Origin of the sequence: Pseudomonas sp. GM60 (genome assembly GCF_000282415.1) — a bacterium.
GTDB classification, from domain to species: Bacteria; Pseudomonadota; Gammaproteobacteria; order Pseudomonadales; family Pseudomonadaceae; genus Aquipseudomonas; species Aquipseudomonas migulae.
In genome coordinates this window covers 26,914-50,919 of the sequence record NZ_AKJI01000020.1, presented here as the reverse complement: position 1 = coordinate 50,919, position 24,006 = coordinate 26,914, and the positions used below count along the sequence as shown (strand labels likewise).

The window sequence follows — 24,006 nt, the reverse complement described above, 5'->3', positions numbered from 1 at the left end:
CGGCTGGGGGCTCAAGCCGTTAGCCGATATGGCCGCGACCCTGCGCGCACGCCATAGCGGCTCGCTGGAGCCGCTGCAAATGACACCGCTGCCCAGCGAACTGGAACCGATGCAGGCGGCACTCAACCGCATGCTTGCGCAAATTCAGGACGTGCTCGGACGTGAGCGGCGCTTCATTGCCGACGCCGCCCACGAAATGCGCACGCCCTTGGCCGTCTTGCGGGTGCACGCACAAAACCTGCTGGAGGCCGGCACCGAAAATGACCGGCGCGAATCACTTGAACACCTGATCGCCGGCGTCGATCGTACCAGCCGGCTGGTCAACCAATTGCTGACCATGGCGCGTCTCGAACCGAAAACGGGAGCCAAAATCCCTCCCCCCATTGACCTGACAGCCACCGTTCGAGAAAGCCTGGTGCAGTTGACTCCCTGGATTTTGAGCAAAGGACTTGAACTGGTTTTCGATGCGGATGATGACATCGGCCCGGTCAGGATCGATTCGGCCGACATCCACATTGCCTTGAACAATTTAGTGACGAATGCAGCAAACTTTTCACCGGCTCACGGTTTGATCAGCGTGCGCCTGGAAAGAAAAGAAGATCGCTATGAGTTATCCGTCGAGGACGAAGGCCCGGGAATCGAAGAGTCGGAGCGCAATCGGCTCCTTGAGCGCTTTTACAGCCGTGGCAATGGCCAAGGGGCAGGCCTGGGGCTGGCCATCGTCAAGGCAATCGCAGATCGTACGGGAGGGGAAATCAAGCTGGAAAATCGAACGCCAACGGGGACCCGTGCGACGTTAGTGATTTGTCCTCGCTAAGTTGAGTTTGAATTAGCAAGACCGGTTGGGGCGCAAGGGAGCGGCCCCTATCCGGGAGCGCTCCCTGTTGCAATTCGCCACAATACTTACCTACATGCACTGCGACAGCGTAATGGTTGCGAACGCTAGGCAAACCCTAATCGATTCACAACTTGAAGCGTGTAACAAGCCCCTCTAACTCGTGCCCAAGACGAGCCAGCTCGACACTCGAAGACGCAGTTTCTTCGCTCGCTTCAGCGGTTTGATCGGATATATCACGCACATTGATTACACTTCGATTTATTTCTTCGGCCACCGCACTTTGCTGTTCTGATGCTGCGGCAATCTGTTGATTCATCAACTGAATAGTGGATACCGAGCGAGTAATATCCTCCAACGAGCTAACCGCACTGCGTGTAAATTCGACGCTACTTTTACTCATTTCAAGGCTGCTTTCCATGCTAAGGAAAACTGTATTCGTACTGGTTTGAATGCCCACTACAAGGCTTTCAATTTCTTCAGTGGATTGCTGAGTGCGCAAAGCGAGGTTGCGCACTTCATCCGCCACTACAGCAAAACCTCTCCCGGCTTCCCCCGCTCGGGCAGCCTCTATCGCAGCGTTCAACGCGAGCAGGTTAGTTTGCTGCGCTACCGCCTTGATAACGTCCAATACACCGCCGATCTTATCGCTTTGCTCCTTCAATTTTCCGACCGCGTCCGCGGAGTGACCGACTTCCAGAGCAAGGTGCTGAATCTGGACAATAGCGTCTGCAACCACTTTTTCTCCTGCACGAGCATGTTGATCGGTAGTCGCGGCTGCCTGCGCAGCTTCTTCGGCATTTCGAGCAACATCCTGCACGGTTGCGGCCATTTCATGCATCGCTGTTGCAACGCGATCGGTCTCCGATTTCTGATTATTGACGCCTGCACTTGTCTGCTCAGTGACCGCCGACAACTGTTCAGCAGCACTGGCAACCTGAACAACACCCGTGTGAATACCGCCAATCAATTCGCGAAGGCTGAGTATCAGCTGCTTCAGGCCTGACTGCAGCTGGCCTAGTTCGTCACGCCGTTCAACGACTAAATCCTGGCTCAAATCCCCCTTCGCAAGTGCCTCCATGACTTTGAGCGTCTGTCGCAACGGCGTGACGATTTGTTGGTAAATAACCCACGCAATCAGCGCCCCCATTAAAAATGCTATGGCCGCTACAAAACTCAACAATGCTTTTGCGGAGTTCGCATCTGCATTGCGCTTAGTGTCCTGAGAGTCGATTAATTTTTGAGCGGTATTAAGCAAGTCATCGCCCAACTGAGCCATCTGTTCATACAGAGGCCCCACATTGGCATCTGGAATGCTTAGTTCCCGGAGGATACGTTGATAGTGCTCAGCCGACTTAATCTGCCGTTCAACTAACTCAAGATCATAGGCTGAAGCTAAACTTCCCTTAAGATTCGCAAGGTGCTCGGCCATTCGATCTAGTATTTGCTGAAGAGACTGTAATGACTCAGCTTGCCTGTTTGAGCCTAAACGCAAGCGCTGGATTCGCAGGTCCCGCGTATCATCACTTACCAGGGTAATCTCCTTAACTTTAATACCGCGATCAATCAGGGTATCAAGGGCATGCCAACCGGCCGCAACCAATAGCAACGCAGCTACTAATACAGCACCAAAGCCCAACCCAAGTTTCGCCCCGACACGGACATTGCTAATCCAGCCAAACATAATTACTCCGACTCACTGATATAGGCGCAAGAAAGCGACCAGATAGATATCGATCCGAACTTGATTCCCTGCATTAGCCATTGGTCGTATATCGCCAACCGGTTCCAACCCAGTACATTAAAGTCCAATTCGAACAGTGAAGATCGATTGAATGCCGAGATTTCCGGATGGAACGACATCACATTCAGCAGATACAACCATCTTGAACTTGGTGATGAAAATAAAGATCGCCAGAGAGAACTGGCAGAATACGGCCAGTCTGTTTGCCAATGCCTGCGATGATGTCTGGCTTTCGAAAATGGGCGAAATTGAACTCTTGGAATCTCACTATCGATCTCTTCAGGATCAGCTTTGCCAACATATTGAACAGTCTTTTAAGGTTGAATAACCTGAAACCAGTCTTACAGGATGGACGAATACGGGTAACGCATTAAAAGATCGCAATTGGGTTCAAGATTCAGATCAACCCATTTCTCAGCCATTGCTCAATAGACGCCACTGCGACAACGCCTCATGACCCCCCCTCGAATTCCGAGGAGACGGTGATTATCATGGAGGCCGGTTCGGAAGGAGGCATGCAATGGAACTGAAATTCAGCCACGTCGATGTACTCGTCAACAATCTCGATGAAGCCTGCACGTACTACGCACACATACTGAAAGCCAGAATCTCCAGAACGCTCGTCTGGGAGCGCGGTGGTCTGCACGTGCGCTACGCGATTGCGCTGATCGGTCAAGAGCGCTTCATGCTGGTACAGCCGTTGGCGGGAAACCTGAAAGAGCTATTGGACGCCTCGGGCGAAGGGATGATTTATCGCCACTGCTACTCGACACCGGACATCGAGAAAGCCTATGACGAATTGATGGTCGCCGGTGTTCAGCCTGAAGACGAAAACGGACAGCCATTGGCCCGCGCAAACCTGCAATCCCCGTCCGGGGCTCGCATCATCTGGCTACCCAAGCGCTTCGGGCATTTCTCTATCGAAATTCTGGAAGAAAAGGCGCTGGAGGCATTTGTCGAGGATGCGTTTGCCTGAAAGACATCTGCGATGTAACCGGCGAGAAAAACCACAAAGCCCCGATTGCTCGGGGCTTTGTCATTTCTGGTGTTTGGGAAAGCTGCCAGCCCACGCCGCTCCTCAGAAAGGAAACGAGTTCAGCAATCGCCCGGCATTTGCTTGCCTCAATCCGCTTGCACGGTGACTTGCTGCTGTTCGCCCAACCCCGCGATGCCCAGGCGAATGGTTTGCCCCGGGCGCAGGAAAACCGGCTGTGGCTTGATGCCCAACCCAACGCCCGGTGGCGTACCCGTCGAAATCACGTCGCCAGGTTGCAGGCTCATGCAACGACTCAGGTAAGCAATCAGTTGCGGCACGTTGAAGATCAGCGTCCGCGTATTCCCTTGCTGGTAGCGGTGTCCGTCGACATCGAGCCACAGGTCCAGCGCATGCGGATCGGTGATTTCATCGCGGGTTACCAGCCATGGCCCGAGCGGACCAAAGGTATCGAAGCCTTTGCCCTTGTCCCAGGTGCCGCCCCGCTCCAGTTGCCATTCGCGCTCAGAGACATCGTTGATCACGCAGTAGCCGGCGACATGCTCCATGGCGTTGGCTTCATCGATGTTGCGCCCGCCTTTGCCGATGACCACGCCGAGTTCGACTTCCCAATCGGTCTTCTTTGAACCGCGCGGGATCTCGATGTTGTCGTTCGGGCCGCAGATGGCACTGGTCCATTTGTTGAAGATGATCGGCTCTTTAGGCACTTCCATGTTCGACTCGGCCGCATGGTCGGCGTAGTTCAGACCAATGCAGACAAACTTACCGACCTGGCCGACGCAGGCGCCTATCCGTGGCTTACCGGCAACGATGGGCAGGCTGGACGGATCGATGGCAGCAAGCGTTGCCAGGCTTTCCGGGCTCAGGGCCAGTCCGGCGATATCCGGTACATGCGCCGAGAGGTCGCGGATCTGATTATCGGCATCCAGCAGGCCCGGTTTTTCCGAACCTTTTTCGCCATAACGCAACAGTTTCATTTAGTTCTCCTGCTCAAACCGAAAGTGCGAAGCGGGTTTCAGATGCTCATGCCGCCATCGATGACATGCACGCCGCCTGTGGTGTAGGCGGACGCATCGCTGCCCAGGTACAAAGCCAACTGGGCGATCTCGTCGGCACTGCCGATGCGACCCATGGGTTGGCGGTCAAGGAATTGCTGGTAGACCCGTGCTTCGTCGACGCCTTGTTGTGCAGCCTGTGCGGCAATGCGCTGACGCAGCGACGGCGATTCCACGGTACCGGGGCAAATGGCGTTGCAGCGAATGCCCTGACTGATGAAGTCGGCGGCAACCGCCTTGGTCAGCCCTACCACCGCCGCTTTGCTGGCAGCATAGGCAAAACGGTTGGGCACGCCTTTGATACTGGAAACCACCGATGACATGTTGATGACTGATCCACCTCCGCGTTGCAGCATGCCCGGCAGGAACGCGCGGATCATGCGGTACATGGCGGTGACGTTGATGTCCATCGACCGCGCCCAGTCCGCTTCATCGCATTCGAGAATGTTGCCACTGTGCACGTAGCCCGCGCAGTTGAACAGCACGTCCAGTGCGCCGATGCGCTCACTGATTTCGCTGATGGCGGTGGTCGATGTCACGTCCAGGGTAATCGCCGTTATGCCTTCAAGCCCTTCCAGCCTGCTGATATCGAGGTCCGTGGCAAACACTTCGGCACCGGCCCGGGCAAAGGCAATGGCGCTGGCCATGCCGATACCCTGCCCCGCCGCCGTGATCAGCACCCGTTTGTTCTGCAGGTTCATGCAGCCTCCAGCTTCGCGGTGAGGGGTGCTGTTTTAGGGGTTCTGCCGAGCATCGACGCGGGAATGGCGAGGATCAGCCCGCCGCTGACGAACAAGCACAGAGCCAGAACGTAGGTGCCGTTGTTGATATTGCCGGTCAGGTTTTCAGCGACGGCGGTGATCATCGAGCCGGTGAAACCGGACAGGTTGCCGAAGGCGTTGATCATGCCGATACCCGCCGCAGCGGCGACGCCGGAAAGCACGGTCCCCGGCAGGGTCCAGTAAATCGGCATCAGGCTGAGGATCCCCGAGGCAGATACGCTGAGGAACAACACGGACAACACCAGGTTGTCGGCGAAATATGCGCTCAGAATCAACCCCAAACCACCGATGAAGGCCGGAATCGCCGCGTGCATACGACGCTCACCGGTCCGGTTGGAGTGCCGTGCGTTGAGCAGCATCGCAACCGTGGCAATCGAATAGGGAATGGCGGTCAGGAGGCCAATGTGCAAGCTGTTGGTGATGCCCGTGCTCTTGATGATCGAAGGCATCCAGAACGCCAGGCCGTAGAAGCCGGTGTTGAAGGTCAGCAGAATGAGCACCAGCAACCACACCCGCGGATTGAAAAACACCTCGCTCAGGCGCGAAGCCTTGCCCTGGTTATCGGTTTGCAGATTGGCCTTGAGCAAGGCTTTCTCCGCAGCGGACAGCCATTTGGCGGAGTCGATGTTGTTGGCCAGGCAGGCGATGACGACGAACGCCATGATGATCGAGGGAATGCCTTCGATGATCAGCATCCATTGCCATCCGGACATGCCCTGCACGCCTTGCATGCTGTTCATCAACCAACCGGAAAGGATCCCGCCCAGGGTCAGGCTGACCGGCAATGCCATCAGGAACCCGGACATCACCCGGCTTTGCCGATGGGTCGGAAACCAGTAGTTGAGGTACAGAATCACACCAGGGAAAAAGCCGGCTTCACAGATGCCCAACAAGAAACGCAGCACGTAGAACATCGTGCTCGATTCGATGTGGAAGAAACCCGCCAGCGGTACGGTGAACGCCACGGCCATGGAGATCACGGCCCAGGTCAACATGATCCGGGCGATCCAGAAGCGCGCGCCGTAGCGATGCAGCAACAGGTTGCTTGGCACTTCAAACAGGAAGTAGCCCCAGAAGAACATACTGGCGCCCAAGGCATAGACGGTGTTGCTGAACTGCAGCTCGTTGAGCATGTCAAGTTTGGCAAAGCCGATATTGACCCGGTCCAGGTAAGCGGCCATGTAACACAGGAGCAGGACAGGAAGAATTCGCCAGATCACCTTGCGGTAGGTCCGGTCTTCAAATTCGAGTGCGCTGGCCTGCGCCTGCGCGGGCAATTGCTCGGATATCGTTTGCATGAGGTAACCCCTGGGCATGTGGACATGCCTGATTGTTTTTATCGAATGGGTCAGGCCGAGTGAACCGTTCACTCGGCATAGCGCAATGACTAGAGTGCTTCGGTGGTTTTTTCTCCGTTGACCAGGCGCGTCAGTCCCAATGGATTGCGGTTCTTCAGCGCGTCAGGAAGCAAGGCGTCCGGGAAGTTCTGGTAGCACACCGGACGCAGGAAGCGATCGATGGCCAATGTGCCAACCGAGGTGCCACGGGCATCGGATGTCGCCGGCCAAGGACCGCCGTGGACCATGGCATCGCAGACTTCCACACCGGTGGGGTAACCATTGACCAGTACGCGACCGACTTTTTGCTCAAGCAGCGCCACCAGGTCGGCGGACTGTTCCAACTCTGCCGTCTCACCCAGCAAGGTCGCGGTCAGTTGGCCGCGTAAACCGTGCAAGGCCGCCAACAATTCGGCCCGATCGGCCACCTCAACCACCACGGTGGCCGGGCCGAAAATTTCTTCCTGCAGCAACTCGTTGCCCGTCAGCAGCAGGCTGGCATCGGCCTGGAACAATTGCGCCTGCGCCTTGTTGCCCTGCTGAGCCGGCCCTGCCAGATGAATGATCTGCGGATGCGCCAGCAACGTTTCGCAACCGTGAACGTAACTGCGCAGGCCGCCCGCATTGAGCATGGTTTGCGCGGGCTGATCAGCCATCAAGGCACTGAGCGTCTGCACAAAGTGGCTGAAGGCCGGTGAGCGAATGCCGATGACCAGGCCGGGATTGGTGCAGAACTGCCCCGCGCCCATGACCACCGACGCCGCCAGTTCGGTAGCGATGCGCTCGCCGCGCACTTGCAGTGCCTCGGGCAGGACCAGTACCGGGTTGATGCTGCTCATCTCGGCAAATACCGGGATCGGTTGCGGGCGGGCGGCGGCCATGTCGCACAGCGCCCTGCCGCCCTTGAGTGAACCGGTGAAACCGACGGCCTGAATCAGCGGATGCTTGACCAGCGTTTCACCCACACCGGCACCGAAGATCATGTTGAACACGCCCTCGGGCATGCCGGTATGCTCGGCGGCGCGAACGATGGCTTCGGCCACTCGTTCGGCGGTCGCCATGTGTCCGCTGTGGGCTTTGAACACCACCGGACAACCGGCGGCGAGCGCAGCTGCGGTGTCACCTCCAGCGGTAGAAAATGCCAACGGAAAGTTACTGGCGCCGAACACCGCCACCGGGCCGACACCCAGGCGACACTGACGCAGATCGACGCGCGGCAAGGGTTGGCGTGCCGGGAGTGGCAGATCGATGCGTGCACCGTAGAAGTCACCGCGACGCAGGGTCTGGGCGAACAGGCGCATCTGGCCGCTGGTGCGAGCGCGTTCGCCCTGGATGCGTGCCGCCGGCAAAGCGGTTTCCTGGCAGACCAGGGCAACGAAATCATCGCCCAGTGCATCCAGCTCTGTGGCAATGGCCTCAAGGAACTCGGCACGACGGGCGGCCGGCAGATTGCGATAAACCGGATAGGCCTGGGCGGCGGCCGTTGCCGCGGCGTCCACTTCCTCGACCGTGGCCTGAATGAAGGCCGTGGGCAAAGGTTGCCCGGTCGTCGCATCAACGCTGTGCAACACCACCGATCCGGCGGCGCTGCGGCCTCCCGCGATGAAATTGTGTCCGGACAGTTCGGGCATGACAGTCTCCTGACCCTGATTGAAAGCTGGTCGCTACTGTACTGTCGCGAATCGATTCTTTCCCAATGGCATTTTTGGATTAACCGATAACGATCCGTTATCGAATTAGCCGATAAACCCCATCGTATTTAACTCGCCGAATCGTTGTTCAAACGGGCGTTGTCCTTGAGTATTTCGGCAAATTCCAGAGCCGCTCCCACCAGTTGCTCGCCCTTGCGGGTGAGGATGCCGTAGTCCTGCGGGACCAGATGCAAAGGCGTATCCAGCGTCTTGAGCTGACCGCTTTCGAGCAGTGGGTTGACCATGGCATTGGGCAGCATCCCGATCATCGGCCCACGCTGCAGCACCTGGAGGAAGGTCTGCATCGAAATGGTGTCGACGGTGTTGCGGGGCATGCCCACGCCGGCTTCGGCGAACGCGAGTTCCATGCGCCCGCGAATCGGCGTACCCACCGGGTAAAGAATCCATGGCAAGTCCACCAGTTGCTCCAACGAGATGGGGCCGACACCTGCCAGCGGGTGCCGGTCGTTGACCACAATGCAGAACGGTTCGGGAGCCAGCGGTTGAAAGTCGTACCGCTGTTGCTGGCTTTGATCGGTGAAACGGGCGATGGCCAGGTCCAGTTTTTTCTCTTCAAGCATTTCCATCAGATGGTTACTGGTTTGCTCCACCACCTCGATCGACAGCAATGGCCAGCGCTGTTTGATCTGCAAGATCGCCTCGGGCAGGGCCACCGCCGTAGCGGCAAATATTCCGCCGACCTTGAGGTGACCGTGCCCCCCTTCGCGCAGGCTGCTGATTTGCTCGACGAAGGAGCGCGCATCGTTCAAGGCGATTTGCGCATAGCGCAGCACGTGCTCGCCCAGCGCCGTGGGCGGCATGGCCCGTGGCTGGCGCTCGAACAAGGCGAAACCGAGCAGGCTTTCGATCTCTTTGAGCATCTTGCTGATGGCCGGCTGGCTGAGGTTCATCTGTTGCGCCGCCAGGTGCATGTTACGGGTGCGCCCCAACGTGTCGATCAGCAGCAAATGCCTGAACTTGAGCCAACCGCAGAAACTGGAGAAGGACAGATCTGACATGAACACGCCTCGCACAAGTAATAACCGCAAGTTATCGAATACTGAATTTATCTCATTGGAGTTTATCGACTGTCCGTCCTAGCGTGAAGTCTTTACGAACCAGGAAGATGCCCCATGTCGCTATTGCTTACTCCCGAAAACACCCTGCCCGTCGATGGCGTCGCCGGTACCTTGATCGGCCGCGCCTGGGTACCAGGCCAGATCGCCGGACCTTCGCCGATCGTCCTGCGCGCCGACGGCGTGTTCGATCTGTCGGAGCGCTTCGCGACCCTGAGTGACTTGCTGGAATCGGACGCTCCTCTGTCGGCAGTGCGCGAGACGCCGGGCACCTTCATTGCCAGCATCGAGGCCCTGCTCGCCAACACCGGACCTGACGCCGACCCGTCCCGACCTTACCTGCTGGCCCCTCTGGACTTGCAGGTGATCAAGGCCGCCGGCGTGACCTTCGCCGCCAGCATGATCGAGCGTGTGATCGAGGAGCAGGCCGGTGGTGACGCCGCCAAAGCCGAAGCCGTGCGGGCCACCGTGCACGGCGTGATCGGTGACAACCTGCGTTCGATCGTTCCTGGCTCAGAGCAGGCCATGCGTCTGAAAGCCTTGTTGATCGAACAAGGCATGTGGTCGCAATACCTGGAAGTGGGCATCGGCCCGGACGCGGAAATTTTCACCAAGGCACCGGTTCTGGCCTCTGTTGGCAGCGGCAGCCGGATTGGCATTCATCCGGGTTCGCAGTGGAACAACCCGGAACCGGAAGTGGTGCTGGCGGTGAACAGTCGCGGGCAGATTCACGGTGCGACCCTGGGCAACGACGTCAACCTGCGGGACTTTGAAGGCCGCAGCGCGCTGCTGCTGAGCAAGGCCAAGGACAACAACGCATCCTGCTCGATCGGGCCGTTCATCCGCCTGTTCGACGAGCACTTCAGCCTGGACGATGTCCGTGCCTGCGTGGTCGACCTTGAGGTGCAAGGTGAGGACGGTTACCGGATGCACGGATCGAGCTCCATGAGCCAGATCAGCCGTGACCCGCAGGACCTCGCCGGCCAGACCCTCAACGCCAATCACCAATACCCCGATGGTTTCCTGCTGTTTCTCGGTACCCTGTTCGCGCCCACCGAAGATCGCGATCATGTCGGCAGTGGTTTCACCCACAAACTGGGGGACCGGGTCAGCATCAGCAGCCCGTTGCTCGGCAGCCTGCACAATCAGGTGACCCACAGCTGCGAGGCGACGCCATGGACCTTTGGCGTGAGCGCCTTGCTGCGTAACCTGGCGTCCCGAGGACTGCTGCCACGCTGAGCCGGAACAGATTGTCGATTCATCCAATTACAAGAGAGACATGAATCATGAGTGACACCCCTAAACGCCGTCTGCGCAGCGAGCAATGGTTCAACGACCCTGCCCACGCGGACATGACTGCCCTGTATGTCGAACGCTACATGAACTACGGCATGACCCGAGAAGAGCTGCAATCGGGTCGCCCGATCATTGGCATCGCCCAGACCGGCAGCGACCTGACACCTTGCAACCGTCATCACCTGGAACTCGCGCAGCGGGTCAAGGCCGGCATTCGTGATGCCGGTGGCATCCCCATGGAATTCCCCGTCCACCCGATCGCCGAACAGTCACGCCGGCCTACTGCCGCACTGGATCGGAACCTGGCCTATCTGGGACTGGTGGAGATTCTCCACGGTTATCCGCTGGATGGTGTTGTACTCACCACCGGTTGCGACAAGACCACCCCGGCCTGCCTGATGGCCGCCGCCACCACTGACCTGCCGTCCATTGTGCTGTCCGGCGGGCCGATGCTCGACGGTCATCACAAGGGCGAACTGATCGGCTCCGGCACCGTACTCTGGCACGCGCGCAACCTGATGGCGGCCGGTGAAATCGATTACGAAGGTTTCATGGAAATGACCACCGCGGCATCGCCCTCGGTGGGTCACTGCAACACCATGGGCACCGCACTGTCGATGAACGCACTGGCCGAAGCGTTGGGCATGTCGTTGCCGGGTTGCGCGAGTATTCCGGCGCCCTACCGCGAGCGCGGTCAAATGGCCTACGCCACCGGCAAGCGCATTTGCGAACTGGTGATGCAGGATGTACGCCCGTCACACATCATGACCCGCGAAGCCTTCGAAAACGCCATCGCCGTCGCGTCGGCGCTCGGCGCGTCAAGCAACTGCCCTCCGCACCTGATCGCCATCGCCCGGCACATGGGCGTCGAGTTGAGCCTGGATGACTGGCAACGGATTGGCGAAGATGTGCCGCTGCTGGTCAATTGCATGCCGGCCGGCAAATACCTGGGCGAAGGTTTCCATCGTGCGGGCGGCGTGCCATCGGTCATGCATGAACTGCAAAAAGCCGGACGCCTGCACGAAGACTGCGCCACGGTCAGCGGCAAGACGATCGGCGAAATCGTCAGCAGCAGTCTGACCAGCAACGCTGACGTGATCTATCCCTTCGAGACCCCTCTCAAACATCGCGCGGGCTTCATCGTTCTCAGCGGCAACTTCTTCGATAGCGCAATCATGAAAATGTCGGTGGTCGGCGAGGCGTTCCGCAAGACCTATCTATCCGAGCCAGGCGCAGAAAACAGCTTTGAAGCACGGGCAATTGTGTTCGAAGGACCGGAGGACTATCACGCCCGAATCGACGACCCGGCGCTGGAAATCGACGAGCGTTGCATCCTGGTGATTCGTGGCGCCGGCACCGTGGGCTACCCCGGTAGCGCCGAAGTGGTGAACATGGCGCCACCGGCAGCACTGATCAAGCAAGGCATCGACTCTCTGCCGTGCCTGGGCGACGGTCGCCAGAGCGGCACCTCGGCCAGCCCTTCGATCCTCAACATGTCCCCGGAAGCCGCTGTCGGCGGAGGTTTGGCGCTGCTGAAAACCAACGACCGCCTGCGTGTGGACCTCAACGCAAGATCGGTAAACCTGCTGGTCGACGAAGCCGAAATGGCCCGCCGTCGCGCCGAGTGGACGCCTAACATCCCTGCGTCCCAAACGCCCTGGCAAGAGCTGTACCGGCAATTGGTCGGACAGTTATCGACGGGCGGATGCCTGGAGCCGGCCACCTTGCATATGCGGGTCATCGCTCGAAGTGGCGGCGAGCCGCGTCATTCGCACTGACGGCTTTTGCACTGCCCTGCTATCCCGGCCTCCACCGGAATAGCAGGTTGAAAAATCAAAGCACAAATCTTCCTTGTTCACCGCTCACCCACTCCCCCCGCCCCAAATTCAGCCCCTGCTGTCGACCCGAGACAAGAACGCTCTTGCGCCTGTCGCTGGCTCTTTTTTCGCCCAAAAACCCGCAAACAGCCTCTTGATCAAACGAGACATTAAGTCCACCATGGATAAATATCACACGCTCAGGCACCACAGTCATGGCCCAAACCGTAGAAACCAACCTTCCCTCGCAAACTCCCGGCGTCGTGCACAGGCTCTGCAAGCACACGTTCAGTGGAGGCTCGGGCCAACGCAGTGCCTACATTCAGGCCGGGTTGCATGCCGACGAACACCCGGGACTGCTTGTCATCCAGCACCTGCTTGTTCATCTGCAACAGCTGGAAAAGCAAGGTCGGATTGACGGTCGGATTGTGGTCAGGCCTTTCGCCAATCCGGTCGGCATGGGGCAACAGGTCTTTGGCCAGTTGCCCGGACGTTTCAATCTGGCCAACGGTGAAAACTTCAACCGCAACTTCCCGAACATCGTCGCCAAGCTGGAGACCGTGCTGACCGCCACGCGCCCCGCTCATAACGACACCACGGCAATGAAGGCACTGATGCTGTCCGTGCTCGGCGACTCGATGCCAGCGGAAACAGTCGCCGCCAACAAATACCTGCTACTGCACGAGGCGTTGCAGCACGATCTTTTTATCGACCTGCACTGCGACACCTCGAGCATTCTGCACATCTACGCCAACCTCAATCAGCGCGAACGAGCCCTACGCCTGGCGACCAGCATGGGCGTCGAGGCGGTATTTCTCGAAGATGAAGCCGGTGGTTTCCCACTGGACGAGGCCTACGCCAAAGCCTGGAAAACGCTGTACGCCAAAGCGCTCGTGGACACAGAACACCTTGGCTTCTCCGCTACCGTCGAGCTACGCGGCCAGGCCGATGTCGAGGACGACATTGCCGAACAGGATGCCTTGGGACTGCTCCGCTTTCTCTGCGCAGAAGGTTTGATCCGAGAGGAAGAAGCCCCGAAACACCCCATAGAACCGGAGCAGGTGATCGTCTATCCGCTGGAAGGTGTCGCCCATCTGGAGGCAACCGGCACCGGCATCATCGCCTGGAAAAAAGCGCTGGGCTCAACCGTGCAGCGCGGCGACATCATCGCCGAAATCCTGCCGCTGGACATGCAACTCGCAACGCCGCGTATTCCGGTAGCGAGCCCTGTGAATGGCGTTCTCGTTGCAAGGCACCACATCAGACTGGTTCGAGCAGGCCAGCGGATTGGCATGGCGGCAGGAACCGAACCGCTTCCCGGACGCATCACCGGTCAACTGATGCAAGCTTTCTAACAACAAGAACAGGTACAAAAACCTATCAAAAAGTCACCACGACTCAATTTTCAAACTGCCTTGGCGAGCTGCATTTCGCGGCTCGACCAACAACACCGACAATCAATCTGAGGCACGTAAAAATGAAAATGCTCGCAGTGTTCAGCGGTCTGACGCTCGCTCTCTCAATGTCCATGGCCCACGCAGCCGATCAACCACTGAAAATCGGTATCGAAGCGGCCTACCCGCCCTTTGCCTCCAAGTCTCCCAACGGCGAAATCACCGGTTTCGATTACGACATCGGCAATGCACTCTGTGCAGAAATGCAGGTCAAGTGCCAATGGGTCGAGCAGGAATACGATGGCCTGATTCCCGCTTTGAAAGTCAAAAAAGTCGATGCGATCCTGTCGTCGATGTCGATCACCGAGGAGCGCAAGAAATCAGTCGACTTCACCGACAAGTACTATCAGAGCCCCGCTCGACTGGCGATGAAAAGCGGAACTCAAATCGGGGATGATCTATCCGGCTTGAACGGCAAGCGCATCGGCGTGCAGCGCTCCAGCATCCACGACCGCTTCGCCACCGAAGTCCTAGCCCCCAAAGGTGCGGAAATCGTCCGCTACACCTCGCAAAACGAGATCTACCTGGATATGAATTCCAGCCGGCTGGATGGAACTGTCGCCGATCAGATCATTCTCAGCGAGTCGTTTCTAAAACTGCCTACCGGCCAGGGATTTTCCTTCGCTGGCCCGCAACTGACCGATCCCAAGTATTTCGGTGACGGCATCGGCATCGCCCTGCGCAAAGGCGATACCGCACATGTACAAAGCTTCAATGACGCCATCAAGGCATTGCGAGCGAAAGGAATCTACCAGGCCATCAACGCGAAATATTTCGACTTCGACGTTTATGGCAAGTAACCGCTGACATCAATACTCCAGGGGCGCTTGCTGCGCTCCGATACGCCTTGAACCTGCGTCACACTCAAGCAGCACATCCGTGTCATTCCGGGGCCCTCAGGCCCCGGAATCATTTTTCATTCTTGATCGTGGTCGCCCGGTTTTCGGTGCGAAAAAACGCTTGCCTATGCAGATAAAATATCCATAATGGATTTTATATCCACGAGAGATTTTTTATCTTCGTGATTGCCCTACTGCATAGCCGCCTTTGAGAGCGTCATCCATGTCCACAACTATTCAAGCCCCCCTTATCGTCCAGGAATCCGATGTCACGGCATTGCTCCCGCAATTGGACGTTTTGGCAGCCATGCGCCGCCTGTTCGAATCGCTGGGTGCCGGCAACGCCGTACAACCGCCGCAACAACTGGTGGAGTTCCCAAATGGACAGGGCGACTTCATCAACTACCTGGGGGTCATGAGCGAAGAAAAGGTGTATGGAATCAAAACGTCCCCGTACATCAAGACCGACGGCAAGCCACTCGTAACCGCATGGTCCATGCTGATGTCCATGGAAACCGGTACTCCGCTCTTGCTGGCAGACGCGGGCTTGCTGACCACCCTGCGCACCGCTGCAACCACTGCTTTGGCCATCGACCACCTGGCCCCCAAAGGCAGCAAGCGCCTGGCGGTGATTGGCAGCGGACCTATTGCATTGCGACATGTCGAGTTCGTGAAAGGACTGCGCCAGTGGGAAAAAATCTCCATCTACTCCCTGGAAATCCCGTCCATGAGCGACGAACAACGCGAGTCGATTCTGGCCATCGATCCGCGCATTGTGCTGTGCGAACTGCAATCGAAGGCGGTATCCAATGCCGACGTCGTGATGCTGTGCACATCGTCACCAAAACCCGTTCTGCAGACGGAAATCCTCGGGCAGCCCACCCTCATCACGTCGATCAGCACCAATGCTTATCGTGCGCATGAAATTGCCCCGCAAGAGCTGTCGAAAATGGACGTGTATTGCGATTACCGGCACACCACGCCACTGGCTGCCGGAGAGATGGTCATCGCAGCCGAACGCGAATGGTGGTCAACCCGGGATCTGGTCGGCGACCTGGCAGAGCTGTCCAACGGTGCGGCGCCGCTGCCCGGCTATGAGCGCCACGTGTTTTTCCGGTCCATCGGCCTTGGGCTGGAGGATGTTGCTGTGTCTCTGGAAATCTATAAAGCGCTGACTCAACGTTGATCACCGCTTGTTAACTGACAAATCAAAACAAAAGGTACCCACATGAAGATCAAAGAGTTCGGCGTTGAAATCTGGATGAACGCCTACGAAAACGACTGCCGATACAACCTGGCCGAAACCTGCGTCGAGTCCCTGACCATCGAACAACTGCTGGAGATGGCAGGCAAAAAAGACAGCATCCTTTCCGAGCTGCTGCCGTTGAAGATGACGTATGGCGCTATCGAAGGTTCTGATCGCCTGCGCAACAACGTAGCGGCGCTGTATTCGAAGCAGAGCAAGGACAACGTCATCATCACCCACGGCGCGATCGGTGCGAACGCCCTGGTGTATGAAACCCTCGTTGAGCCAGGTGATCACGTCATTTCCGTGGCGCCGACTTATCAGCAGCATTACTCGATTCCAGAGAGTTACGGCGCCGACGTTTCGATCCTCAAACTGCGTGAAGAAAACAGCTTCCTGCCGAATCTGGAAGAACTGAAAGCGCTGGTGCGGTCGAACACCAAAGTGATTGCCATCAACAACCCGAACAACCCGACCGGGGCGCTGATGGACCAGGCGATGCTCGAGCAGATCGTGGCGATCGCCCGTTCGGCCGGAGCCTACCTGCTCAGTGACGAGGTCTATCGCGGTATTGACCAGGACGGCGACGGCTTCACCGTCTCGGTGGCAGACCTGTACGAAAAAGGTATCAGTACCGCCAGTATGTCCAAGGCGTTCTCGCTGGCCGGTCTGCGCTTGGGCTGGATCGTTGCGCCAACCGACCTGATTCATCGCGTCTCCATTCACCGCGACTACAACACCATCAGCGTCGGCATGCTGGATGACCATTTCGCCTGCATTGCGCTGGAAAGCAAGGACAAGATCCTGGCCCGCAACAAGTCCATCACTCGCACCAACCTCGAGTACCTGGATCAGTGGGTCGCGAAAGAACCCAAGGTTTCGTACGTCAAACCGAAATCGGGCACCACTGCCCTTTTGAAGATCGACCTGGACCTGTCCTCCCGTGACTTGTGCATCAAGCTGCTGGAAAGCAAGGGCGTCATGTTCACGCCGGGCAGTGCTTTGGACATCGAAGGTTATGTACGTATTGGTTATGCCAACAATCTTTCGGTCCTGAAGGAAGGTCTGGAGAAGGTGTCGCAATTCCTCGCCGAGTATTGATTCCTCCCTGTACGCCTTTGTCGAGTCGCATGGCCCAATGAAAGATGCCGACGGTGATGCCGTCGGCATTTTCGTTCTGGTTTGATGCCATGCGCGCTCGCGGCACGAATAGCGCGCCGATAGCGCCACACCGACCCGTCATGAACAATCTTGAAAACTACAAAGCCATTGCTGATGGCATCGCGACGTTGTACTACCCGCATGCCGAAGTGATCATCCACGATGCCAGGACACGCTCCATTCTCCATGTGTCAGGACGACTGGATGGCATCGACAGGGTTGCCCGCCATGAGAATCCCGGCCGTGACCGCGAGCAGATTCGTTCGATCACCCGCGTGTTGAAAAACGACAAGGGCGAGCCGGAGGCGTTGCTTTGTATCAACGTAAACTTCTCGGCGCTCGACACAGCGGTTGCGGTGCTGACCCATTTCTTGACGCCCCGTCAGATCTCACCCGTGCGTGACACTCTGTTTGAGGATGACTGGCAGGAACGCATCAATACGTTCGTCCAGCGCTGGCTGCAACAGCGCAACCTGGCGCTTGAGGGCCTGAATCGCCACGAGAAATCCTTGCTGCTGGAAGCGTTGTATATCGAAGGCGCTTTTGCAGGAAAAAAGGCTGCTGACTTCGTCGCCAGCTTGCTGAACGTGAGCAGGACAACCGTCTTCAACCAACTGAAGTCCCTGCGAAAACCGATATGACCCGATGCCGTGTTCTGCCTCACGGGTGCATCAATCCGCGGCTCGTAGTCAAACCGCGTAACTGCTACATTTGTGCCCCTAATGGACTCTCTTGCGATTTGCCCCAGCATGAAAAAACTTAACGACTACAAGACCATCGCCGACGGCATTGCGTTGCTGTACTTTCCCCATGCTGAAGTCATCCTTCACGATGTAAAAACGCAAAAAATCGTTCATATCGCCAATAACATTTCAAAACGGCAGTTGGGAGATGATTCAGCCCTGCATGAGTTGCCTGGCGACTTCGCGGCCGTCAGCAACCTGGGGCCCTACGAAAAACTCAACTGGAACGGGCAGAAAATCCGCTCCATCACCAGCGTGTTGAGAAATGACGATGACGAGCCAGAGGTTCTGCTCTGCATCAACATGAATTTCACCGTGCTGGAAATGGCACGAGAAGCCTTGAACAGTTTCTTCGAGCCCAGCCGACTGCTGCCGCAGCCCGACGCACTGTTCCGGGATGACTGGCAAGAACGCATCAATACCTTCCTGCACGCCTGGCTCAAGGAACATAACCTGTCACTGCCAGGGCTGACGCGCAACGACAAGCGCCTGCTGGTGGAAGCCCTGTTCGCCGAAGGCGCTTTCGAAGGACGCAGTGCCTCGGATTACATCGCCAACGTTCTGTCGATGGGCAGGGCCACTGTCTACAAGTACGTAAAGCTTTTGCGTGAGGCCGCGTGATTCAGAGACGTCACGCCTGCCCGGACCGCACGACGTCATACAGCCCTCTCAGGCGCTTCACGGCACCTTCGATATCCGCTTCTTTCACACCGCCGTAGCCCAGCACCAACAGATTGTCATCGAGTCGGTCGGGATCAATGTGATAGGCCCCCCGCAACGTCAGGCCATGCGCAGGGGCTAACTGGATCATTTTCCGTGCAGTGCCCGCAGCACCGAGGGTCACAGCCAGGTGGATCCCGGCCTGCCCCGAAGAAAACTGCACTTCATCACCAAAATAATGTTTCAGATTTTGCTGCAGCAAACTCCTGCGCGCCGCGTAGACGGCCCGCATCTTTCGGATGTGACTGGCGAAATGGCCTTCCTGCATGAAGTCAGCCATCGCGGCCTGGATGGGCAGGAATCCTGGCCGGTAAAGTTGCGTCATGCCTTTGCTGAACGAGTCCGCCAGGGACTCGGGCACCACCAGGTAACTCAGGCGCATGCCCGGAAACGTCACCTTGCTGAAGGTCCCCAGGTAGATCACCCGCTGGCGAGTATCCAACCCCTGCAGCGAGGGCAGTGGATCGATGTCATAGCGGAACTCGCTGTCGTAGTCGTCCTCCAGAATCCAGAGGCCCTTCGCCTCGCCAAAAGCCAGCCATTCACGACGCCGTTGCAGGCTCATGATGTTTCCGGTCGGGTACTGGTGTGAGGGGGTGATGAAGGCAAATCGGGTAACCGATTGCTCTTCCAGACTCGGCAGGCATGCCCCTTGTTCATCCACCTCCATCGAATGGACCTGCAACCCCGCGGCGGACAGTACAACGGGAGTGCCCCAGTGCGTAGGGCTCTCCACCAGCACACTATCTCCCGGATCGGTCAACAGCTTGGCGATCAGATCCAGCGACTGATGCGTGCCCATGGTGACGATGACTTGTTCCGGGGTGCATTTGACTGCTCGGGAAGCGTAGAGATACGAGGCCAGCGCTTCACGCAACGGACGGTAGCCGCCATGTTCCACATAGCCCGTCAGTTCGGTCTGATGCTTGCGGTAGTAGCGATTCTGCAAGCGCTTCCAGATATGGAAAGGAAACTGATCCGCGTCGGCAACCCCGGGTACAAAAGCACCACCGGAGCGCGCCAGCCCCGTGACCCGCTCGGTGATCGCGCGGCCACGCAGTGACAACAATCCCTCGGCACTTTCCTCCCCGGCCTGCACGGCGTCCTTGAGATAAGCCTGAGGCAGCGTATCGGCCACGAAAGTGCCGCTGCCGGGACGGGCGTAAAGATAACCTTCGTCGGTCAGCCGCTCATAGGCCAGTGACGCGGTGACACGTGAGATTGCCAGTTGTTCGGCCAGCGCCCGGGTCGAGGGCATTTTGAAACCCACCGGAAGGTGCCCTTGCAGAATCGACTCCTGAATGACCTTGCAAATCTGTCGCTGCAACGTGGTGTCGGTGCTGCGATCGAGTTGGCCGATCAGCAGGTCATGCAGCAGTGAAGGCATAAGTGGCGCTATCCAGGGTCTGAATTCTGATGATCAGACTAAGGCCGCAATGTCGTTCTGTCAGCTCCTTTTCCGACGCTTTACTGAAGGACGGCGCACATAAAGTGGACTTATCAATATTACAGATCTGGCTATAAACGATATGTCCATCCCTGTCATATCTTCGACACAACGCTTCAGGGACCTGTAGGAGCCGGCTTGCTGGCGATGGCGGCGTATCAATCAACATTGATGGCGCCAGACACACCGCCATCGCCAGCAAGCCGGCCCCTACAAGGTTGAGGCAAAAAGGTAAGCCCAATGGCTCCCGTTGTTATCGATAGAGTGACGACAGTGACGATTCAAACACTACCTACCGTTGATCAAGTCCTCAGTTCCGCGGCGGCCCATGCTTCGAACGAGCAAGCCCAGGCCGTGGCAAGCGAACACTTTGGCCTGCAAGCCCGCGCCGTGCAGCTTGCGGGGGAACGCGACCTGAATTTCCACCTGCAGTGCGCGGATGGCTCGCAGTATCTGCTGAAGTTATCCAACCCCGCAGAAGACGCCCACGTCACCGATTTTCAGAACAAGGCGCTGCTGCACATTCTTCACACCGATCCGCAGCTGCCTGTTCAAAGGGTTTACCCGAACCTGCGAGGCCACTATCAGACCCCAATCGTTCTGAATGCCGAGAAGGTGCTGGCACGCCTGTTTTCCTTTGTCGAAGGCACGCCGTTGAATCAGGTCGCCGTGCCCAGTCGCAAACTCAGGACTGAGTTAGGGGCACAACTGGCCCATCTGGGTCTGGCCCTGCGAGGCTTTTTCCACCCGGCAGCCGGCCACGAACTGCTGTGGGACATCAAGCATTCCTCGCGCCTGACCGATCTGATCGAGTGCATCCCGAACAACGCAGATCGGCAACTGGCCAAGCATTTCCTCGACAACTTCAAAACCTATGCGCTGCCACAGCTCAAAGGGTTGCGCGCTCAGGTCATTCATAACGACCTCAACTTGCACAACGTCATCGTAGATGCCGAGCAACCGGATGTGATCCGCAACATTCTGGACTTCGGCGACATGGTTCACGCACCGCTGATCAACGATGTGGCCGTCGCTGCGTCCTATCAATTGGGGCGCGAAGGCAATCCGCTGGATCAGGCCTGCGAGTTCATTGCGGCCTATCACCGGGTCTGCCCGCTGGAAACGCTTGAGCAACACATTCTTTTCGATCTGATCACTGCCCGACTGGTGATGACCGTTGCCATCACCAACTGGCGCGCATCCGTGTACCCGGACAACAGTGCCTACATCCTGCGCAATGCGCCGTTGGCCTGGAGCAGTTTGCGTGCATTCGCAAACCTCACCCGTGAATCAGCACAACAACAGATCCGTCACGCCTGTTCTCAGGAGGCCGCGCTATGACAATGGTCAATGGTTTTACCGCTGCTGATGCAGCTCGTTTGTCCGAGGCAGAACGTTCACTGATCGAGCGCCGGGACAAGGCGCTCGGGCCGGCCTATCGCCTCTTCTATGAACGCCCGCTGCACATTGTCAGGGGTGAAGGTGTCTGGCTTTACGACGCGGACGGCAAGCGTTATCTCGACGCCTACAACAACGTCGCGTCGGTAGGCCATTGCCATCCCCACGTTGTGAATGCGATTTGCGAGCAGGCCAAGGTCCTCAACACCCACACCCGTTACCTGCATGAAGGCATTCTCGGGTATGCGGAAAAGCTGCTGGCCACCTTCCCTGCCGAACTCAATCACGTGATGTTCACGTGCACCGGCAGCGAGGCCAACGACCTGGCCTTGCGTATCGCCCGGCAATACACCGGCGGCACCGGGGTCATCGTCACTCAGCTAGCCTACCACGGCATTACCGAACAAGTGGCGGCGGCCTCGCCCTCCCTCGGTGCCGGTGTGGCATTGGGCGATTTCGTTCGCACCGTCAGAGCGCCCGATGCCTACCGATTGGGCGCGCAGAACGTTTCGAAGATCTTTGCCGATGACGTGCGGGCCGCGATTCGCGACATGCGCGAAAGCGGCATCAAGCCTGCCGCCATTTTGCTTGACGGTATTTTTGCCAGCGATGGCGTACTCGCTGACCCTGCCGGTTTCATGAAGGAAGCCATCGACGTGGCGCAGCAGGAAGGCTTGCTCTACATCGCCGATGAGGTGCAATCGGGATTCGGGCGCACCGGCTCTCACCTGTGGGGCTTCGAGCGTCACGGCGTGCGCCCGGACATCGTCACCATGGGCAAACCCATGGGCAACGGCCAGCCGATTGCCGCTGCCGTGATGCGTTCAGAAGTGGTTGAAGAGTTCGGCCGCACCGCCCGCTACTTCAATACCTTTGGCGGTAATCCGGTGTCTTGTGCTGCCGCCAATGCCGTACTGGAAGTCATCCAGGGCCAGGACCTCCTGAACAACTGCGCCACCATTGGGGCCTACCTCAAGAGCGGAATCGAGGAACTCGCCAAGCGTTACGAACTGATCGGCGATGTTCGCGGTTCGGGGCTGTTCCTCGGTGTCGAGCTGGTGACCGACCGCGCGACCAAGGCACCCGCTGCCGAACACACGCGCCGTGTGGTCAACGGCCTGCGCGAACGTGGCGTACTGATCAGTTCGGCAGGCCCTCTGGAAAACATTCTGAAAGTCAGGCCACAACTCGTTTTCGAACGCGAGCATGCGGACCTGTTCATCGAGAGCTTCGAAGCCGTCCTTCGGGATCTGCAGTAGTACTCAAACCGCCTGAGGACATTGATCATGAGCAAAGTTTTTCACCAACCACTCAGCGGCAACGAAATGCCGCGTTTCGGTGGCATCGCCACGATGCTGCGCCTGCCCCACTTCCCAAGCGCTGAAGGCCTGGATGCCGCGTTCATCGGGGTGCCGCTGGACATTGGCACCTCCCTTCGGCCGGGGACCCGGTTCGGGCCCCGCGAAATCCGCGCCGAGTCGGTGATGATTCGCCCCTACAACATGGCCACCGGCGCCGCGCCCTTCGACTCGCTGTCCGTTGCCGACATCGGCGACGTGGCCATCAACACGTTCAACCTGCCGGCAGCGGTGAAGATTATCGAAGAGGCGTACGACGCCCACCTCGAACACAACATCGTGCCCATGACCCTGGGCGGTGACCACACCATCACCCTGCCCATCTTGCGTGCAATCCACAAAAAACACGGCAAGGTCGGCCTGGTCCACATCGACGCCCATGCCGATGTCAACGATCTGCAATTCGGCGAAAAGATCGCGCACGGCACGACGTTTCGCCGGGCTGTCGAAGAAGGCCTGCTCGATTGCGACCGCGTGGTGCAGATCGGCCTGCGTGCCCAGGGCTACACCTCGGAAGATTTCGAATGGTGTCGCCGGCAAGGCTTTCGCGTGGTCCAGGCCGAAGAGTGCTGGCACAAATCGTTGACCCCTCTCATGGAGGAAGTACGGGCAAAAGTGGGCGGCGGACCGGTGTATCTGTCTTTCGATATCGACGGTATCGATCCTGCATGGGCACCGGGCACCGGCACACCCGAAGTCGGTGGGCTGACCACTATTCAGGCACTGGAAATCATCCGCGGCTGCTGGGGACTGGATCTGATCGGTTGCGACGTGGTTGAGGTTTCACCGCCCTATGACCTGTCAGGCAACACCTCGTTGTTAGGCGCGAATCTGCTTTACGAGATGTTGTGCGTGCTACCCGGGGTCATCCGACGCTAATCAGACAGGAGGCTCGTGACACGCGCCTCCGTCCTTCCTCTCAACGTGGAAAACGAGCCATGTACAACAATAAAAGGCCTCAAGCATTTCCGGTCACCGCTCAATGTTTGACGTTGCCGGTGTTGTCCCGACAA

At 58.0% G+C, this 24,006-nt stretch carries 20 protein-coding genes and 2 pseudogenes; 14 read left to right on the top strand and 8 right to left on the bottom strand.

All coding sequences use genetic code 11. From position 1 onward, the window contains the following. The coding region (locus tag PMI32_RS26460; RefSeq protein ID WP_008024791.1) for a sensor histidine kinase at positions 1 to 817 on the top strand (817 nt) is incomplete at its 5' end. Between the two features lie 145 nt (positions 818 to 962). Here the strand turns inward: PMI32_RS26460 and PMI32_RS31005 are convergent. Both PMI32_RS31005 and PMI32_RS31000 read right to left on the bottom strand, forming a co-directional pair. Beyond that, positions 963 to 1,961 (bottom strand): annotated as a pseudogene (locus PMI32_RS31005) (methyl-accepting chemotaxis protein); the annotation flags it as partial. A 204-nt stretch (positions 1,962 to 2,165) separates the two neighbouring features. Beyond that, positions 2,166 to 2,519 (bottom strand): annotated as a pseudogene (locus PMI32_RS31000) (methyl-accepting chemotaxis protein); the annotation flags it as partial. Between the two features lie 214 nt (positions 2,520 to 2,733). On the opposite strand from PMI32_RS31000, the gene PMI32_RS30220 reads away from it, so the two are divergent. Continuing rightward, positions 2,734 to 2,907, top strand: a complete 174-nt coding sequence (locus tag PMI32_RS30220) for a hypothetical protein (protein WP_157214342.1) — start codon at positions 2,734 to 2,736, stop codon at positions 2,905 to 2,907. Positions 2,908 to 3,099: 192 nt separating this feature from the next. Continuing rightward, on the top strand, positions 3,100 to 3,555 hold the full coding sequence (locus PMI32_RS26470) for a VOC family protein (protein ID WP_008024788.1): 456 nt from the start codon (positions 3,100 to 3,102) through the stop codon (positions 3,553 to 3,555). A gap of 146 nt (positions 3,556 to 3,701) precedes the next feature. Here PMI32_RS26470 and PMI32_RS26475 read toward each other — a convergent pair whose 3' ends face one another. From PMI32_RS26475 to PMI32_RS26495, 5 genes are all read right to left on the bottom strand, one after another. Then, on the bottom strand, positions 3,702 to 4,550 hold the full coding sequence (locus PMI32_RS26475; RefSeq protein WP_008024786.1) for an ureidoglycolate lyase: 849 nt from the start codon (positions 4,548 to 4,550) through the stop codon (positions 3,702 to 3,704). Between the two features lie 38 nt (positions 4,551 to 4,588). Beyond that, positions 4,589 to 5,329, bottom strand: a complete 741-nt coding sequence (locus PMI32_RS26480) for an SDR family oxidoreductase (protein ID WP_008024784.1) — start codon at positions 5,327 to 5,329, stop codon at positions 4,589 to 4,591. Beyond that, the gene (locus tag PMI32_RS26485; protein ID WP_032828569.1) at positions 5,326 to 6,708 is read right to left on the bottom strand and encodes an MFS transporter; all 1,383 of its coding nucleotides are present in this window, start codon (positions 6,706 to 6,708) and stop codon (positions 5,326 to 5,328) included. The genes PMI32_RS26480 and PMI32_RS26485 overlap by 4 nt, the downstream gene beginning before the upstream one ends. Positions 6,709 to 6,797: 89 nt before the next feature. Then, entirely contained in the window at positions 6,798 to 8,378 is a 1,581-nt protein-coding gene (locus PMI32_RS26490) for an aldehyde dehydrogenase (NADP(+)) (RefSeq protein ID WP_008024781.1), read from the bottom strand. Between the two features lie 128 nt (positions 8,379 to 8,506). After that, positions 8,507 to 9,457, bottom strand: coding sequence for a LysR family transcriptional regulator (locus PMI32_RS26495; RefSeq protein ID WP_008024779.1), 951 nt, complete (start codon positions 9,455 to 9,457; stop codon positions 8,507 to 8,509). A gap of 114 nt (positions 9,458 to 9,571) precedes the next feature. Between PMI32_RS26495 and PMI32_RS26500 the strand changes: the two genes are divergently transcribed. From PMI32_RS26500 to PMI32_RS26535, 8 genes are all read left to right on the top strand, one after another. Continuing rightward, positions 9,572 to 10,753: a fumarylacetoacetate hydrolase family protein gene (locus tag PMI32_RS26500; RefSeq protein WP_008024778.1), complete on the top strand. Its 1,182-nt coding sequence runs from the start codon at positions 9,572 to 9,574 to the stop codon at positions 10,751 to 10,753. A gap of 47 nt (positions 10,754 to 10,800) precedes the next feature. Then, positions 10,801 to 12,588 carry an IlvD/Edd family dehydratase gene (locus tag PMI32_RS26505; RefSeq protein ID WP_008024776.1) on the top strand — a complete coding sequence of 596 codons (1,788 nt, stop codon included), beginning with the start codon at positions 10,801 to 10,803 and terminating at the stop codon, positions 12,586 to 12,588. 254 nt (positions 12,589 to 12,842) lie between these two features. Next, the gene (locus PMI32_RS26510) at positions 12,843 to 13,982 is read left to right on the top strand and encodes a succinylglutamate desuccinylase/aspartoacylase family protein (protein WP_008024775.1); all 1,140 of its coding nucleotides are present in this window, start codon (positions 12,843 to 12,845) and stop codon (positions 13,980 to 13,982) included. A 122-nt stretch (positions 13,983 to 14,104) separates the two neighbouring features. Beyond that, positions 14,105 to 14,881, top strand: coding sequence for an L-arginine-binding protein AotJ (gene aotJ / locus PMI32_RS26515; protein ID WP_008024772.1), 777 nt, complete (start codon positions 14,105 to 14,107; stop codon positions 14,879 to 14,881). Between the two features lie 262 nt (positions 14,882 to 15,143). Next, the gene (locus PMI32_RS26520; RefSeq protein ID WP_008024770.1) at positions 15,144 to 16,106 is read left to right on the top strand and encodes an ornithine cyclodeaminase family protein; all 963 of its coding nucleotides are present in this window, start codon (positions 15,144 to 15,146) and stop codon (positions 16,104 to 16,106) included. A gap of 42 nt (positions 16,107 to 16,148) precedes the next feature. Next, a complete protein-coding gene (locus PMI32_RS26525; protein ID WP_008024768.1) occupies positions 16,149 to 17,267 on the top strand; it encodes an aminotransferase in 1,119 nt (372 codons plus the stop codon). 140 nt (positions 17,268 to 17,407) lie between these two features. Then, positions 17,408 to 17,968: a helix-turn-helix transcriptional regulator gene (locus PMI32_RS26530; protein WP_008024765.1), complete on the top strand. Its 561-nt coding sequence runs from the start codon at positions 17,408 to 17,410 to the stop codon at positions 17,966 to 17,968. A gap of 108 nt (positions 17,969 to 18,076) precedes the next feature. Continuing rightward, positions 18,077 to 18,691 carry a helix-turn-helix transcriptional regulator gene (locus PMI32_RS26535; protein ID WP_008024764.1) on the top strand — a complete coding sequence of 205 codons (615 nt, stop codon included), beginning with the start codon at positions 18,077 to 18,079 and terminating at the stop codon, positions 18,689 to 18,691. A 10-nt stretch (positions 18,692 to 18,701) separates the two neighbouring features. On the opposite strand, the gene pdxR is transcribed toward PMI32_RS26535, so the two are convergent. Then, complete coding sequence (gene pdxR / locus PMI32_RS26540; protein ID WP_008024762.1) at positions 18,702 to 20,177, bottom strand: MocR-like pyridoxine biosynthesis transcription factor PdxR; 1,476 nt, start codon at positions 20,175 to 20,177, stop codon at positions 18,702 to 18,704. A gap of 333 nt (positions 20,178 to 20,510) precedes the next feature. On the opposite strand from pdxR, the gene PMI32_RS26545 reads away from it, so the two are divergent. From PMI32_RS26545 to speB, 3 genes are read left to right on the top strand one after another with little or no spacing between them, the layout of a single operon-like run. After that, entirely contained in the window at positions 20,511 to 21,578 is a 1,068-nt protein-coding gene (locus PMI32_RS26545; protein ID WP_032828568.1) for a phosphotransferase, read from the top strand. Further along, positions 21,575 to 22,894, top strand: a complete 1,320-nt coding sequence (locus PMI32_RS26550; RefSeq protein ID WP_008024758.1) for an aspartate aminotransferase family protein — start codon at positions 21,575 to 21,577, stop codon at positions 22,892 to 22,894. The genes PMI32_RS26545 and PMI32_RS26550 overlap by 4 nt, the downstream gene beginning before the upstream one ends. 27 nt (positions 22,895 to 22,921) lie before the next feature. Continuing rightward, positions 22,922 to 23,872 carry an agmatinase gene (speB, locus tag PMI32_RS26555; RefSeq protein WP_008024756.1) on the top strand — a complete coding sequence of 317 codons (951 nt, stop codon included), beginning with the start codon at positions 22,922 to 22,924 and terminating at the stop codon, positions 23,870 to 23,872. Positions 23,873 to 24,006: the final 134 nt, after the last annotated feature.

Coding starts and splice junctions, on each gene's coding strand:
- PMI32_RS30220 (WP_157214342.1), top strand. CDS start 2,734: ATGAAAATAAAGATCGCCAGAGAGAACTGGCAGAATACGGCCAGTCTG.
- PMI32_RS26470 (WP_008024788.1), top strand. CDS start 3,100: ATGGAACTGAAATTCAGCCACGTCGATGTACTCGTCAACAATCTCGAT.
- PMI32_RS26475 (WP_008024786.1), bottom strand. CDS start 4,550: ATGAAACTGTTGCGTTATGGCGAAAAAGGTTCGGAAAAACCGGGCCTG.
- PMI32_RS26480 (WP_008024784.1), bottom strand. CDS start 5,329: ATGAACCTGCAGAACAAACGGGTGCTGATCACGGCGGCGGGGCAGGGT.
- PMI32_RS26485 (WP_032828569.1), bottom strand. CDS start 6,708: ATGCAAACGATATCCGAGCAATTGCCCGCGCAGGCGCAGGCCAGCGCA.
- PMI32_RS26490 (WP_008024781.1), bottom strand. CDS start 8,378: ATGCCCGAACTGTCCGGACACAATTTCATCGCGGGAGGCCGCAGCGCC.
- PMI32_RS26495 (WP_008024779.1), bottom strand. CDS start 9,457: ATGTCAGATCTGTCCTTCTCCAGTTTCTGCGGTTGGCTCAAGTTCAGG.
- PMI32_RS26500 (WP_008024778.1), top strand. CDS start 9,572: ATGTCGCTATTGCTTACTCCCGAAAACACCCTGCCCGTCGATGGCGTC.
- PMI32_RS26505 (WP_008024776.1), top strand. CDS start 10,801: ATGAGTGACACCCCTAAACGCCGTCTGCGCAGCGAGCAATGGTTCAAC.
- PMI32_RS26510 (WP_008024775.1), top strand. CDS start 12,843: ATGGCCCAAACCGTAGAAACCAACCTTCCCTCGCAAACTCCCGGCGTC.
- aotJ (WP_008024772.1), top strand. CDS start 14,105: ATGAAAATGCTCGCAGTGTTCAGCGGTCTGACGCTCGCTCTCTCAATG.
- PMI32_RS26520 (WP_008024770.1), top strand. CDS start 15,144: ATGTCCACAACTATTCAAGCCCCCCTTATCGTCCAGGAATCCGATGTC.
- PMI32_RS26525 (WP_008024768.1), top strand. CDS start 16,149: ATGAAGATCAAAGAGTTCGGCGTTGAAATCTGGATGAACGCCTACGAA.
- PMI32_RS26530 (WP_008024765.1), top strand. CDS start 17,408: ATGAACAATCTTGAAAACTACAAAGCCATTGCTGATGGCATCGCGACG.
- PMI32_RS26535 (WP_008024764.1), top strand. CDS start 18,077: ATGAAAAAACTTAACGACTACAAGACCATCGCCGACGGCATTGCGTTG.
- pdxR (WP_008024762.1), bottom strand. CDS start 20,177: ATGCCTTCACTGCTGCATGACCTGCTGATCGGCCAACTCGATCGCAGC.
- PMI32_RS26550 (WP_008024758.1), top strand. CDS start 21,575: ATGACAATGGTCAATGGTTTTACCGCTGCTGATGCAGCTCGTTTGTCC.
- speB (WP_008024756.1), top strand. CDS start 22,922: ATGAGCAAAGTTTTTCACCAACCACTCAGCGGCAACGAAATGCCGCGT.